This window comes from Burkholderia sp. Ax-1719 (assembly GCF_011753055.1).
Lineage (GTDB): Bacteria > Pseudomonadota > Gammaproteobacteria > Burkholderiales > Burkholderiaceae > Paraburkholderia.
In genome coordinates this window covers 44,987-58,563 of sequence record NZ_VWWJ01000036.1, presented here as the reverse complement: position 1 = coordinate 58,563, position 13,577 = coordinate 44,987, and the positions used below count along the sequence as shown (strand labels likewise).

Genomic DNA, 13,577 nt, shown 5'->3' with positions numbered 1-13,577 from the left:
GGCCGCCTTGCTGCATCGGCGGACGACCCGGACCACCCTGCGGACCGCCGTGCATGGGCGGCGGCGGGCCGGGCGGATGGCCGCCATAACCGGGCGGCGGCACGTGCGCCCAGTGATCGCGCTGGCCGTACCACGGGCGGTCGCGGTAGAAACTGCCCCAGTAAGCACCGATGGAGAACGTCACGATCGGCAAGCCGATCACCGCGCCGTAGTTGGTCAGCGGCACATAACCGCCCTGATAGGGATACGTCAGATAACCGCCGTACACCCAGCCGCGCATGCCGGGCATGGCCACGTCGCACCATGAGTAGTCGCTGACACAGCCCATCACGGTGACGGGCACGTTAGGCCCGAGTTCGGTCACGATAGGGTAGTCGCCCGACGGTCCCGCGTAGAGATCGACGGGTTCGCTGGTGTAAGCCTCGGATTGCGCATTGGCGCCGGTTGCCGTCAGCGAAAGTCCCGCTGCAAGGCTGAGGGCCGCAAGTGAAACCGCGAATGACGTCTTGGGACGGCGCAGTGGCGGCGTGGAACGGTGAGTCATGCTCTCCCCTTTTTTTGTGCATTAATGCCGGGGTAAGAGCATATTCCGTTCCTCGCGAGCGCAACAGCGTGTCGCTCGCGAGTTCATCGCACTTCTTTGCGATTATTCGTTTTCTTCGAAGTAATGGCCGAACTTTTCCTGCTTCGTGCGGATGTAATGCTCGTTTTCCTCGCGCATCGGGATGGCGAGCGCGACGCGTTCGATCACCGGGATGCCGTGCTTCGACAGCGTGTCGAACTTCTTCGGATTGTTGCTCATCAGGCGCACCGAGCCGACCTTGAGCAGGCGCAGGATGGCGGCCGCCGAATCGTATTCGCGGGCGTCGTCGGGCAAGCCGAGATCGCGGTTCGCTTCGACCGTATCGCGGCCTTGCTGCTGCAGCTGATACGCGCGGATCTTGTTCGACAGGCCGATGCCGCGGCCTTCGTGGCCTCGCAGATACAGCAGCACGCCACGGCCTTCGGCGGCGATGTAGCGCAGCGCGAGATCGAGCTGTTCGCCGCAGTCGCAGCGGTAGGAACCGAACACATCGCCGGTCAGACATTCGGAATGCAGGCGCGCCAGCACGGGCTCGCCGCTTCCCACGTCGCCCATCACGAGCGCGCAGTGTTCGGCGCCGCCGTCCTTCACGCGATAGACGTAAGACTCGAAGGTGCCGTAACGGGTCGGCAGCGTGGCGCTCGCGTCAAGCACGACGCATTCGTTGGCGTTGTCGCCGTCAGCGCAGGACGGCTCTTGAAGCGTAGGCATGATCTGGAACAGATGACTGGCAAAAACCGGCCTGGGGCCGGGTTGAAGTTAGGAATCGGAGTGTACCGCCATTTGGCTTGCGCCGCCCCGCGCGCCTCTGATGCAGCCGCGCAGATGGAAGGTTCACGCATGCCCGCACACCGCCGCGCGCGGGCCAACCCCGCGCATACCCCGACGCCGCGCGAGCGGCCATCCGCCTATACTTCAATGGCTTTCATGGCTTTCTGAGACTGCCCCAATCGAACGACAAGAAGGACGAACTGGAGTCGCCCTATGACGAGCGTTGCACAGGTACTTAAATCCAAGCCGGAAAAGGTTGTCCATACGATCGGCGCCAACGATTCCGTCTATGACGCCATCCGCCTGATGGCCGACAAGCACATCGGCGCACTGGTGGTGCTTGACGGCGACGCGATCGTCGGCATCGTGACCGAGCGCGATTACGCGCGCAAGATCGTGCTGATGGACCGCTCGTCGAAAACGACCGCCGTGCGCGACATCATGACCCCGCACGTGCGCTTTGTGCAGCTTGAGCAGACCACCTACGACTGTATGGCGCTGATGACCGAGCGGCGCATGCGTCACCTGCCGGTCATGGAAGAAGGCAAGCTCATCGGCATGGTGTCGATCGGCGACCTGGTGAAGGAAATCATCGCCGAGCAGCAGTTCACGATTTCGCAACTGGAGCATTACATCACCGGCGGCCCTGGCACCTGACCTTGGCATCCGACGACGTTGTCCCGACGCTTCAGACGCTTTAACGCCACAGACGCTGCGAAAAAAGCCCAATCCGGGGGCGGGTTGGGCGAAGCCACCTTTCGGCGGCGGAGGTTCCACGCATGAAAATTCGCGCGAAGACGCGAGTCGCGGCGTGACAGTCAAACCACCAGTCAATCCACGAAGGTATCGGACGCGGCCTGCGCAACGCAGGCCGCGTGTCCGTCGCGCCGCGACTTTGGGATGGCCAGCTAAAGCCTGGTGGCCGAAACCTGGTTGTCGGACTTGGTTACCGAACTTAGTTGCCGAAATACACGCGTTGCGACGGCGCGATCTGCGCAGGCTGGGCGCCCGACTGCGACGAGCCCATCGAAGCGCCGCCGTAGCCCGTGTCGGCCGACGGCTGGGTCTGCGCGACGCCTTGCTGCTGCGAAACGCGCGCTTCCGCTGCCTGGATATCACGCGGATACGTGGCGTCATCGGCAATGGCGGGGTTGTAGCCGGCCTGCTCGATCTGGACGAGTTCGGCGCGCACTTCGGCGCGCGTCTTGGGGGCATTGTTCTGGTCCACCGACTGGGCGAACGACAGCGCCGGTGCGGCCACGAGCGCCGCGACGATTGCGGCTTGAATCAGGGTACGGGACTTCATGATATTTACCTCCATCGCTTGTTGTGCCGGGCCTCGACTCCGCGTGGATATGCGCGATGCGTCGGGCCAGTGCATGTAGTCTAGGAAGGCAAGCGATCAGGGAAAATACTTATTTCTCCAAAATACAGTTCCGCTATGAGCAACAATGCGGCGGATGCAAGAATCGCCGTCAATCAGCGTTCGAACCCGTTTTTAGCGGCTTTCCAGCAATTTTCGAGGGCCACTGACAAAAGGATTGGCGATTTCGTAAAAACGCAGCGGCCGGTCCTGTTCGCGCGACAGCCCGATGCGCGTGGTCACGCCGACATTCGGCGGCGCATCGGCGACGATCTGCCCGATCCACAAGCCCACGCCCGCGCACAGATCGACGCCGTCGAAACCCGCGCCGATCCCGAACGCCTGCGTCAGTTTGCCGGGCCCGCGCGTGAGATCGCGCAGCGGCGCGAGCGGCCTGCGCGCCGCCATCGCGTCCACGCCTTCGAGCGGCTCCACGGCGCGAAACAGCACGCCCGCCCCCACGCCCTCCCGCTCGCTCGACATATTGAGCATGTACGAGACGCCATAGGTCAGCCGCACATAGGCATGCCCGCGCGAGAGAAAGAGCGAGGCATTCCACGCGCGCGGCCCGATAAAAGCGTGTCCGGTGGAGTCTCCGGGCGGATAGCCCTCGATCTCGACGAGGCGCCCCACCCGCCGCCCCTCGGGCTGCTCATGAACCAGATACTTGCCGACCATGAAGCGCGCGAGCGCAGCGGTCTCGACGGGCAGATCGTCGCGCCGCAGCGGCACGATCGGCAAGGGCGCGGCGGCCACAGCCTCTAACGCACTGACAGCCGCCGCACGCTTCATTGCGCGGCCTGCGAATCGGACCCGGATCCGGCCTGCGACTCCGGCTGCGTCGCCGCCCGCAGCTTCGCGACGTCGCCTGCGCCCACCGCGCCCGCCCCTGCGCCCGCCCGATTGTTCCAGCCCGCGCGGATAAAGCTCAGCACATCGGCGATCTGCTGGTCGTTGAGCTGATCGCGATACGGCGGCATCGGATACGGCGCGGGGATGCCCTGGATCACGAGGTCGCCGGTGCCATTGAGCGTCACGTTGATGAGCGACGCGGCCTCTTTTTCCAGCACATTCGGATTACCCGCGAGTGGCGCGAACATGGGCGCGAAGCCGCGTCCGTCGACGCCGTGACAGTGCATGCAATAGGCCGTGTAGACGCGCGCGCCCGCATCGTTCGCGGGCCGCGACAGCGACACCTTCGTCGCCTGCGGATCGTAGGCGTAGGCCGGGCCGCCGTTGCCGCCCGCTGGCGGAAGCGACTTGAGATAGCCCGCGATCGCGTTGACATCGGCGTCGTTCATTGCCTGCGTGCTGTTGTTGATGACGCTCGTCATCGCGCCAAACGCCGACGCGTGCTGGTTCGCCCCCGTCTTGAGGAACTGCGCGAGATCGGCCTGACTCCAGCGCCCGAGCCCGGTGTTGTGCTCGCCCGTGAGGTTCGAAGCGAACCAGTTGTCGAGCAGCGCGCCGGTCAGGAACTCGGTGCCGCTTTCGTCCAGCGCCTGCTCATTGAAGCCGATGCCGCGCGGCGTATGACACGAGCCGCAGTGTCCGAGACCCTGCACCAGATACGCGCCGCGATTCCACGCCTCATCCTTGCCCGGCTTGTCCTGGTACACGCCCTTCTTGAGGAACACGAGATTCCAGAGCTTGAGCGGCCAGCGCATGTTCATCGGCCATTTGATATCGCTGTCGCGATTGGCCTGTTTGACCGGCTGCACGCCGTGCATGAAGTACGCATAGAGCGCGGCCACGTCGTCGTCTCGCACTTTGGCGTAGGACGGATACGGCATCGCCGGATAGAGGTTGTGGCCGTCCTTCGCCACGCCCTCGCGCATCGCGCGCGTGAAGTCGTCGAGCGTATAACCGCCGATGCCCGTGTTCGGATCGGGCGTGATGTTGGTGGTGTAGATATGGCCGAGCGGCGTGCTCATCGGCAGGCCGCCCGCGAAGGGCTTGCCGCCCGGCGCTGTGTGGCAGGCCGCGCAGTCGCCCGCCTGCGCGAGATACGCGCCGCGCTGGATCATGGTGGCGTCTGCGCTGGAAGGCGCGCTGGAATCCGCGTTGGAATCCGCAGCGAAAGCGGAACCCGGCGCGAATGCGATCGTGCTCGCAAGCGCCGCAGCGGCTAGACAGTTAGTAGCAAATCCTCGCGCGATGGAGGATGCGTTGAAAGGCTTCATCGTCGTCCTCCTCAGGCGGTTTTCGTGTTCATGAGCTGGCGTCCCACGGGCAGATGCCGCAGCCGCTGGCCCGTGGCCGCGTAGATCGCATTGGTCACCGCAGGCGCGAGCGCCGCCGTGCCCGGCTCGCCGATCCCGCCCGGCGCTTCCCCGCTCGGCACGATATGCACTTCGATCACCGGCGCTTCGTCGATGCGCAGGATGCGGTAGTCGGTGAAATTGCGCTGCTGAACGCGGCCGCGCTCGATCGTGATTTCGCTATACAGCGCCGCCGAAATGCCGAACACGATGCCGCCCTGCACCTGCGCCTCGATGGTGGTCGGGTTCACCACCATGCCGCAATCGACGGCTGCCACCACGCGGTTCACGCGCACTTCGCCGTTGGTCACGGTCACGTCGGCGACCATCGCAAAGAAACTGCCGAACGCGTGCATCACCGAAACGCCGCGCCCTTGCCCCTTCGGCATTGGCGGTCCCCAGTTGGCGGCGCGCGTGGCGACGTCGAGCACGCCCAGCGCACGCGGCGACTTGCCCAGCAGATTGCGCCGGTACTGCACCGGATCGGTCTTGGCCGCTACGGCGCATTCGTCGATAAAACTCTCCACCACGAAGGTGCCGCGCGTCGGCCCGACGCCGCGCCAGAAGGCCGTCGGCACCGTATGCGGCTCCTGGCGCACGTATTCGATCAACTGGTTCGGCAGGTCGTAGGGCAGATCGGCGGCCACTTCCACCGCGTCCGGATCGATGCCGTTCTTGAAGGCGGGCGGCGCGAAACGCGCCATGATCGACGAGCCGACGATACGATGCTGCCACGCCACCGGCTTGCCATTGGCGTCGAGCCCGGCCGAGATGCGGTCGTAGTAGAACGGCCGGTACATGTCGTGCTGGATGTCTTCCTCGCGCGTCCAGAACACCTTCACGGGCGTATTCACCTGCTTGCCGACCTTGAGCGCCTGGGTGATGGCATCGACTTCCAGACGCCGCCCAAAGCCGCCGCCCAGCAGGTGGTTGTGCAGCACGATCTGTTCGGGCTTGAGACCCGTGACGGCCACGCCCGCGTCGATGGCGCGCGTAGGCACCTGGGTGCCGACCCAGATTTCGCAGGCATCGGCGCGAACATGGACGGTGCAGTTGATCGGCTCCATCGTCGCGTGCGCGAGGAAGGGCTGCTGATAGACCGCATCGACGCGCGTTTTCGCGCCGCCGAACGCCTGCTGCACGTCGCCGTCCTTGCGCGCGACCGCGCCCGGCTGCTGCTGCGCCGCATTGGCCAGATCGCCGACGATCTGACGCATCGACAGATTCGCCGCCGCACCCTCGTTCCACTCGATCACGAGCGCCGCCGCGCCGCGCTTCGCGGCCCAGGTATGCGCGCCGATCACGGCCACGCCGTTGTCGATCTTGACGATCTGCGTGACGCCGGGAATCTGCCTGGCGTGCGTGTCGTCCACGCGCGCGAGCGTGCCGCCGAACACCGGACAATTGACGATGGCCGCGTAGACCATGTCGGGCAGACGCACGTCGAGACCGAACAGCGCCGAGCCATCGACTTTTTCCGGCGAATCGAGCCGCCTGGTCGGCTTGCCGATGAGGGTGAAATCCTTCGGATTCTTGAGCGCCACGTTCTGCGGCGCGGGCAGCTTCGCCGCCGCGTCCACTAGTTGGCCGTACGAGGCGCGCCGCCCGCTGGCGTCGTGCAGGACTTCGCCGTTTTTCGCGTGGCATTCGCCGGCATCCACGCTCCATTGCTGCGCCGCCGCCGCGATCAGTGCCACGCGCGCCGTCGCGCCAGCGCGGCGCATCGGTTCCCACGCATAGCGGATCGAGGTCGAGCCGCCCGTCAATTGCCCTCCGAGCAGCGGATCGGTGAAGCGCGTCGCGTCTGGCGGCGCGTGATCGAGCGTGACGCTGTCGAGCGGCACTTCCAGCTCTTCGGCGATCAGCATCGGAATCGACGTGTAGACGCCCTGCCCCATCTCCACCTTGGGGATGATGAGCGTGACCTTGCCGGTGCGGTCGATCTGCACGAAGGCGTTCGGCTCGAACACGCCGTCCTGCGGCGCTTCGTTGCCGTCGCCGCCTACCACCGATTTGCGCGCGGCGCTGTCGCCCTGCGCGCCCGCGTCGAAACTGAAACCGAGCAGCAGACCGCCGCCCGCCGCCGCGCCCAGCTTGAGGAACGCGCGCCGCGAAACCGTTGCCGCCGGAGCCGCGCGCGCCGCGCCTTTGCCCGCGTCAAGAAGACCTTGTGACATCGCTCAGGCCTCCTTCGCTGCTTGCTTGATGGCCGCGCGGATGCGGCTATAGGTGCCGCAGCGGCAGATGTTGCCGGCCATGGCGGCATCGATATCCGCGTCGCTGGGGTTGGCGTTCTGCGCGATCAGCGCCGCCGCCGACATCACCTGCCCCGACTGGCAGTAGCCGCACTGCACCACGTCGATCTCGCGCCATGCCTTCTGCACTTTCTGGCCGGCGGGCGTCGCGCCCACGGCTTCGATCGTCGTGATCTTGCGGCCTTCGAGCGCGGCGACCGGCAGCACGCAAGAGCGCGTCGCCTCGCCGTCCAGATGCACGGTGCAGGCGCCGCATTGCGCGATGCCGCAGCCGAATTTGGTGCCCGTCAGGCCGATGAGGTCGCGCAGCACCCAGAGCAGCGGCATGTCGGGTGGCGCGTCGATCGTGTGGGTCTCGCCATTGATAATTAGCGTCGTCATGAGGCGGCTCTCCGCTGTGGGGGATATCGATGATTGTTGACTGCGTTCGATCAATCGAAGGCCATACCTGCGCGTTGTTCCAGCAACCTGCGCAAATCGTGGGACATTTGCGCGAGGGGCGCGCGAATGCGGCCTTGCGAGGACTGCGCGAGTGTAGCGCCGACTTTATTCGCGCGCTGACAAGGATGCCAATGGGATGCCGACCGCTCCATAACGACATGCGTTCTGGCCTTGCGCTACCATCCCTTGAAGCCGCTCAATAATGCACGCATATACAGCCCTTCATGCACACCCAAGGAGCCGCCACGATGGACGAAGCCCGCGCGATTCAATTTCTCTCCGAAGTCCGCAAGCCGCTGCTCAATCTGCACAAGGCCATGCTCGATCACGAGCGCGCCGAATACGAGCGCGAATTCGGCCCGACCACGCCCGCGGCCTTTTTGCAGGTGCTCATCAACGGCACGGGATTTCGCTGGCTGATGCCGCTTTCGACGGTGATCGCCAATGTCGACGAAACGCTGGACGCGAAGGACGCCCAACCCGAAGACCGCATCGGTGCGGCCGAAGGCGTGACGGCGCTGTTTTCCGGCGAGGAATCGGCGGAATTCTTCGAGCGCTACCAGGCGCTGCTGCAGAAGAGTCCTGATGTGCTGCAACTGCACGGCGTGGTGGCGCAGTTGCTCAACGGCGTGAAGAACTGAGGTTACTGCGGGAGGTCGTGCGTCCCTATCCAATGCAATGGCAAATCTGGCGCACGACCGTTTCCCACCCTATTTTCCGCAGCACAGGCTTTCCCGATTTTCTGACTTTGACGAAAATCAATGACTAGCCGTTCTCCAGGCAGTGTGAGCAGCAACCCCAATTTCCTGATATCTGGATTGATGTATTGTGCGGACCGATCTGCGGTCACGATCGCACCTGTTGCCCTGCGTCTAGCGGATGCGAACCATCCAATCCAGATACATTATGAAAGTAGCAATCGTTCAGTTCGATAATCGCGACGACGATGAAATATCGTCGTTTTCTGGTCTGATTGAGAGAAATAAGCAATACGCCAGAGTCAAGGGGTACGATTATTTCTTCATCAGAAATTGCGACTTAGATTTGCCACCATATTGGCTAAAACCGCATTTAATCGGCAATCTTCTGGAACGAGGCTATGACATAGCACTATGGATCGATACGGATGCGGTAATTCACAATTTCGATCTATCCGTTGAAGCGCTCTTTGTTGGCGATGAGAATATGGTCTTTTCTCCCGACAATCCATTTTGGCCATCAAAATTCAATGCTGGCGTTTTCGCCTGCAAAGGCCCATTAGGTCTTGAGCTAATGAAAGCATGGGCGAGTTTGTTTCCGGCCAGCAAATGGGAAAAAAGAGAAGGTTCGTGGGAGTGCACGGATGTATGGGCAGGCCCCGCCTACGAGCAGGGCGCGTTTTCGGAACATATGCTTGCGCGCTATAAAGATCGTTTGCGTAGTGCATCGTGGCGTCTGCTTCAAAGCCCGTTTCCGTTGCAGGATTCTTTCGTCGTCCACTTCGCCAGCTTCGCCAAAATCAATATCGCCAGTTATATGGCGTCGATTGAAGCAACAACCTGATCCCGGTCGGCAACAAATTAGTCACGCTCAGGCCTGGCAACCAACGGCGTCTTCTTCGCAGCGCTCAAACGCCGCCACAAAGTCGTCTTGCTGATGCCGAGCATCGCGCACACGCGCTCGCGGTCGCCGCCGCAGGCTTCGAGCGCCGCACGGATTTCATCAGCCTCCACGGTCAAACTGCGTTCGCGCAAGGTGCGCGGCTCCTGCACCGCTTCGCGTGCGTCGGGCGCGACGTTGCGCGCGGTCTCGAACACCTCCGGCGCAATCGCGCGCAGCACCTCAGGCGTGAGCACGTCCACATCCGAATCCGCCAGTTCCACCACCATCCGCTCGACCACGTTCTGCAACTCGCGCACGTTGCCAGGCCACGGATGGCGTTCGAGCGCATGGCCGATGGCATCGAGCGCACGCATCGCGTCGTCCTGGGTGCGAATGCGCAGCGCCACGCGCGGCTCGCGACGCGCCGATTGCAGCAGCAATTCCGCCGCCAGCGGCACAATGTCGGCGTGGCGTTCGCGCAGCGGCGGAATCGCCAGATTCAGAATGTTCAGCCGATAGAACAGATCGGCGCGAAACGCTCCGCTTTCGATCTGCGCAGTGAGCGCGCGGTGCGTCGCGGCCACCACACGCACATCGACGCGCGTCGGTTCCGTCGCGCCCAGCCGCACCACTTCGCGCTCCTGCAACACGCGCAGCAAACGGCTTTGCAGCGGCAAAGGCATTTCGCCGATTTCATCGAGAAACAGCGTGCCGCGATGCGCCGCCTCGATCAGCCCGACCTTGCCGCCGCGCCGCGCGCCCGTGAACGCGCCTTCCTCGTAACCGAACAGCTCGCTCTCCAGCAGCGCCTCCGGAAACGCACCGCAATTGATCGCGACGAACGGAAAATCGCGCCGCGGACTTTCGCGGTGAATACCCTGCGCGACCATCTCCTTACCCGTGCCGCTTTCGCCGCGAATCAGCACGGTCGCATCGGATTTCGCGTAGCGCTGCGCGAGTTGGCGCACGCGCGCGATGCCCGGCGTCGCGCCGCTCAAATCGCCGATCCGGTAACGCGCCACGAACTGCTGCGTGCGCTGGCGCGTGCGCAAGGTTCGGTCGAGCCGCTCCACCGCGCGCGATTCCTGGAACGTGAGCACCGCGCCTGTCGTCACGCCGTTATCGACCAGCGGTCCGCGATGCACGACATAACTCACGCCACGGATGGTTTCGAGCGATTCGCCATCGGCGTCGGGTAGCGTGAAGGCGATGTCGGGCGCGAGCGACGCCAGCGGCTGTCCGGAAGCCGTCACCGGATCGATGCCGAGCACGCCCGCAAGGCGCTGGTTGATCGCCTCCACGCGCCCGCGCGCATCGAGCGCCACCACGCCATCGCGCAAATGCTGCAGCACGCTGTCCAGGCGCTGACGTCGCTGCGTTTCGCGCCAGGTGGCCTGCACCACTTCGAGCGCATTGTCGAAAGCCGCACGCACCGACGAACGCGAATAGACGAAAAACGGCACGAGGCCGAAGCGCGCCGCCAGATCGTTGACGTGGCCCGGTCCTACCACCGCGCCCACGCCGCGATCGCGCAGATCGAGCACGCAGGCTTCCGCGTCCTGCACGGTGCGATACGAGGCGAACACCACGTCGAGGCCGTAGGCGCTCGCGAAGCGGCGCACTTCCATCGGCGTTTCGCCGTAGGTCACGAGCGCGACCAGATCAGCCTCGCGGCGCGCGCGCGCGAGCGCCTGCATCACGTCGAAGCCGGTGGGCTGCACGAGCACCACGGGCAAGTCGATGCGCGCCTTCAGATAGGTGCCGTTCGAGCCGGCCGCCACCACCACGTCAGGGCGCTGGTTCGGGCCCGCCGCCGCGATTTCCGCGACCGCCTCCTCGAAGCCGCGCGGCACCACGCGCAGATCGGCCAGATCGTCGTACTCGCCCGCGATATCGCGGAACAGATCGCGCAGGCGGCTGATGCCCATCGCCCAGACGCGCGGGCGGAACGGCTCGGAAGGATTGGCGGGAAAGCGGTTCATCGACGTTGTTGGGGCGTTTTCAGACGAAATTTCATTATCGCGCTTCGATTTCATAATTGAAATCACGATTTCACAAGAGAAATCGGGGCGAGAACCCTATCGCAAGCGATCAGGCGCAAAATCAACGTCTTAGATCACGGCTTGCCCACCGCCTTAGCGCTGGCACGGTATCTGCAGTATCAGCGCCGATTCCTTCGGAGACTTCACGCATGAACAGCAAATTCCCCGCAAGCGCCGGCGCGAAATTCCGCGCGGCCGTGGCTACCGAACAACCGCTGCAAGTCGTGGGCGCGATCACCGCCTACGCCGCCAAACTGGCCGAGCAAACCGGCTTCAAGGCCGTCTATCTGTCCGGCGGCGGCGTGGCCGCCAATTCGCTGGGCGTGCCGGACCTGGGCATCAGCACGATGGACGACGTGCTGATCGATGCGCGCCGCATCACCGACGCCGTGGACATTCCGCTGATGGTCGATATCGACACCGGCTGGGGCGGCGCCTTCAACATCGCACGCACCATCAAGTCGTTCATCAAGGCGGGCGTGGCTGCCGTGCACATGGAAGACCAGGTGGGCCAGAAGCGCTGCGGCCATCGTCCGAACAAGGAAGTCGTACCGATCGACGAGATGGTGGACCGCGTGAAGGCCGCCGTTGACGCGCGCACCGACGACGGCTTCGTCATCATGGCCCGCACCGACGCCGCCGCCGCCGAAGGCATCGATTCCGCCATCGAGCGCGCGGTCGCCTACGTCGAAGCGGGCGCGGACATGATCTTCCCCGAAGCCATGAAGACGCTGGACGACTATCGCCGCTTCAAGGCTGCCGTGAAGGTGCCGATCCTCGCCAACCTGACCGAATTCGGCTCGACGCCGTTCTTCACGACCGAAGAACTGAAGAGTGCGAACGTCGACATCGCGCTTTACTGCTGCGGCGCCTATCGCGCCATGAACGCCGCCGCGCTGAACTTCTACGAGACGGTCAAGCGCGACGGCACGCAAAAGGCGGCGGTTTCGACCATGCAGTCGCGCGAGGATCTGTACAAATACCTCGGCTATCACGAATACGAAGACAAGCTCGACGCGCTGTTCGCCTCGAAGAAGTAAGCGCCGCCAACGCGTCCCCGATACGTTTGAACCTATTAGATCGAGAGAGGAAGACACCATGAGCGAAACGGACAACACCACGCAAAGCGCAGGCGGTTTCAAGCCGAAGAAGTCGGTCGCCCTGTCGGGCGTGGCGGCAGGCAACACGGCGCTGTGCACCGTGGGCCGCACCGGCAACGACCTGCACTACCGCGGCTACGACATTCTCGACCTCGCGACGGCCTGCGAATTCGAGGAAGTCGCGTATCTGCTGGTGCACGGCAAGCTGCCGAACACGGCCGAACTGGCCGCGTACAAGACCAAACTCAAGGCGCTGCGCGGCCTGCCCGCGAACGTAAAGGCGGCGCTCGAATGGGTGCCCGCTTCGGCGCACCCGATGGACGTGATGCGCACGGGCGTGTCGGTGCTGGGCACCGTGCTGCCGGAAAAGGACGACCACAACCTGCCGGGCGCACGCGATATCGCCGACCGTCTGATGGCCTCGCTCGGCTCGATGCTGCTGTACTGGTATCACTACTCGCATAACGGCAAGCGCATCGAAGTGGAAACCGACGACGATTCGATCGGCGGCCATTTCCTGCATCTGCTGCATGGCGTGGAGCCGTCGAAGTCGTGGGTCGACGCGATGCACGTTTCGCTCAATCTCTACGCCGAACACGAATTCAACGCCTCGACCTTCACGGGCCGCGTGATCGCGGGCACGGGCGCGGATATCTACTCGGCCATCACGGGCGCGATCGGCGCGCTGCGCGGCCCGAAGCACGGCGGCGCGAACGAAGTGGCGTTCGAAATCCAGTCGCGTTACGAAGACCCGGATCAGGCGGAAGCGGACATCCGCGCGCGCGTCGAACGCAAGGAAGTCGTGATCGGCTTCGGCCATCCGGTCTATACGATCTCGGACCCGCGCAACAAGGTCATCAAGGAAGTCGCCAAGAAGCTCTCGAAGGAACAGTCGAATCTGAAGCTGTTCGATATCGCCGAGCGCCTTGAATCGACGATGTGGGAAGTCAAGAAGATGTTCCCGAACCTCGACTGGTTCAGCGCGGTGTCGTATCACATGATGGGCGTGCCGACCGCGATGTTCACGCCGCTCTTCGTGATCGCACGCACCGCCGGCTGGAGCGCGCACATCATCGAACAACGTGTCGACAACAAGATCATCCGTCCGAGCGCCAACTACACCGGCCCGGAAAACCTGAAGTTCGTGCCGATCGGCAAGCGTTGATCGTTGTACGTCAGT

The 13,577-nt window shown here is 63.9% G+C and carries 13 protein-coding genes; 5 read left to right on the top strand and 8 right to left on the bottom strand.

Going from position 1 to position 13,577, the window contains the following annotated elements; all coding sequences use genetic code 11:
* The coding region (locus F3J17_RS33310; protein WP_167069658.1) for an SH3 domain-containing protein at window positions 1–544 on the bottom strand (544 nt) is incomplete at its 3' end.
* A 102-nt stretch (window positions 545–646) separates the two neighbouring features.
* Window positions 647–1,294 (bottom strand): GTP cyclohydrolase II, encoded by a 648-nt coding sequence (gene ribA, locus F3J17_RS33305; protein ID WP_167069657.1) that lies wholly within the window; start codon window positions 1,292–1,294, stop codon window positions 647–649.
* 273 nt (window positions 1,295–1,567) lie between these two features.
* On the opposite strand from ribA, the gene F3J17_RS33300 reads away from it, so the two are divergent.
* Window positions 1,568–2,011: a CBS domain-containing protein gene (locus tag F3J17_RS33300; protein ID WP_167069656.1), complete on the top strand. Its 444-nt coding sequence runs from the start codon at window positions 1,568–1,570 to the stop codon at window positions 2,009–2,011.
* A gap of 298 nt (window positions 2,012–2,309) precedes the next feature.
* Here the strand turns inward: F3J17_RS33300 and F3J17_RS33295 are convergent, their stop codons facing one another.
* The 5 genes from F3J17_RS33295 to F3J17_RS33275 all read right to left on the bottom strand — a co-directional run bounded on the left by F3J17_RS33295 (window position 2,310) and on the right by F3J17_RS33275 (window position 7,614).
* On the bottom strand, window positions 2,310–2,660 hold the full coding sequence (locus F3J17_RS33295) for a DUF4148 domain-containing protein (protein WP_167069655.1): 351 nt from the start codon (window positions 2,658–2,660) through the stop codon (window positions 2,310–2,312).
* Between the two features lie 192 nt (window positions 2,661–2,852).
* A complete protein-coding gene (locus F3J17_RS33290) occupies window positions 2,853–3,509 on the bottom strand; it encodes a DNA-3-methyladenine glycosylase (protein WP_167069653.1) in 657 nt (218 codons plus the stop codon).
* Entirely contained in the window at window positions 3,506–4,900 is a 1,395-nt protein-coding gene (locus F3J17_RS33285; protein WP_167069651.1) for a cytochrome c, read from the bottom strand. Before F3J17_RS33285 ends, F3J17_RS33290 begins: the two co-directional genes overlap by 4 nt.
* A gap of 11 nt (window positions 4,901–4,911) precedes the next feature.
* Window positions 4,912–7,155, bottom strand: coding sequence for a xanthine dehydrogenase family protein molybdopterin-binding subunit (locus tag F3J17_RS33280; RefSeq protein ID WP_167069649.1), 2,244 nt, complete (start codon window positions 7,153–7,155; stop codon window positions 4,912–4,914).
* Window positions 7,156–7,158: 3 nt separating this feature from the next.
* The gene (locus F3J17_RS33275; protein WP_167069648.1) at window positions 7,159–7,614 is read right to left on the bottom strand and encodes a (2Fe-2S)-binding protein; all 456 of its coding nucleotides are present in this window, start codon (window positions 7,612–7,614) and stop codon (window positions 7,159–7,161) included.
* 308 nt (window positions 7,615–7,922) lie between these two features.
* Between F3J17_RS33275 and F3J17_RS33270 the strand changes: the two genes are divergently transcribed.
* Complete coding sequence (locus tag F3J17_RS33270; RefSeq protein ID WP_167069647.1) at window positions 7,923–8,315, top strand: hypothetical protein; 393 nt, start codon at window positions 7,923–7,925, stop codon at window positions 8,313–8,315.
* Between the two features lie 265 nt (window positions 8,316–8,580).
* Complete coding sequence (locus F3J17_RS33265; RefSeq protein WP_167069646.1) at window positions 8,581–9,216, top strand: hypothetical protein; 636 nt, start codon at window positions 8,581–8,583, stop codon at window positions 9,214–9,216.
* A gap of 17 nt (window positions 9,217–9,233) precedes the next feature.
* Here the strand turns inward: F3J17_RS33265 and prpR are convergent, their stop codons facing one another.
* Window positions 9,234–11,237 (bottom strand): propionate catabolism operon regulatory protein PrpR, encoded by a 2,004-nt coding sequence (gene prpR / locus F3J17_RS33260; RefSeq protein ID WP_167069645.1) that lies wholly within the window; start codon window positions 11,235–11,237, stop codon window positions 9,234–9,236.
* Window positions 11,238–11,446: 209 nt separating this feature from the next.
* Between prpR and prpB the strand changes: the two genes are divergently transcribed.
* Together prpB and prpC are read left to right on the top strand one after the other, a co-directional pair.
* Window positions 11,447–12,337 (top strand): methylisocitrate lyase, encoded by an 891-nt coding sequence (gene prpB / locus F3J17_RS33255; RefSeq protein WP_167069644.1) that lies wholly within the window; start codon window positions 11,447–11,449, stop codon window positions 12,335–12,337.
* A gap of 58 nt (window positions 12,338–12,395) precedes the next feature.
* The gene (gene prpC / locus F3J17_RS33250; RefSeq protein ID WP_167069643.1) at window positions 12,396–13,562 is read left to right on the top strand and encodes a 2-methylcitrate synthase; all 1,167 of its coding nucleotides are present in this window, start codon (window positions 12,396–12,398) and stop codon (window positions 13,560–13,562) included.
* Window positions 13,563–13,577: the final 15 nt, after the last annotated feature.

Coding starts and splice junctions, on each gene's coding strand:
- ribA (WP_167069657.1), bottom strand. CDS start 1,294: ATGCCTACGCTTCAAGAGCCGTCCTGCGCTGACGGCGACAACGCCAAC.
- F3J17_RS33300 (WP_167069656.1), top strand. CDS start 1,568: ATGACGAGCGTTGCACAGGTACTTAAATCCAAGCCGGAAAAGGTTGTC.
- F3J17_RS33295 (WP_167069655.1), bottom strand. CDS start 2,660: ATGAAGTCCCGTACCCTGATTCAAGCCGCAATCGTCGCGGCGCTCGTG.
- F3J17_RS33290 (WP_167069653.1), bottom strand. CDS start 3,509: ATGAAGCGTGCGGCGGCTGTCAGTGCGTTAGAGGCTGTGGCCGCCGCG.
- F3J17_RS33285 (WP_167069651.1), bottom strand. CDS start 4,900: ATGAAGCCTTTCAACGCATCCTCCATCGCGCGAGGATTTGCTACTAAC.
- F3J17_RS33280 (WP_167069649.1), bottom strand. CDS start 7,155: ATGTCACAAGGTCTTCTTGACGCGGGCAAAGGCGCGGCGCGCGCGGCT.
- F3J17_RS33275 (WP_167069648.1), bottom strand. CDS start 7,614: ATGACGACGCTAATTATCAATGGCGAGACCCACACGATCGACGCGCCA.
- F3J17_RS33270 (WP_167069647.1), top strand. CDS start 7,923: ATGGACGAAGCCCGCGCGATTCAATTTCTCTCCGAAGTCCGCAAGCCG.
- F3J17_RS33265 (WP_167069646.1), top strand. CDS start 8,581: ATGAAAGTAGCAATCGTTCAGTTCGATAATCGCGACGACGATGAAATA.
- prpR (WP_167069645.1), bottom strand. CDS start 11,237: ATGAACCGCTTTCCCGCCAATCCTTCCGAGCCGTTCCGCCCGCGCGTC.
- prpB (WP_167069644.1), top strand. CDS start 11,447: ATGAACAGCAAATTCCCCGCAAGCGCCGGCGCGAAATTCCGCGCGGCC.
- prpC (WP_167069643.1), top strand. CDS start 12,396: ATGAGCGAAACGGACAACACCACGCAAAGCGCAGGCGGTTTCAAGCCG.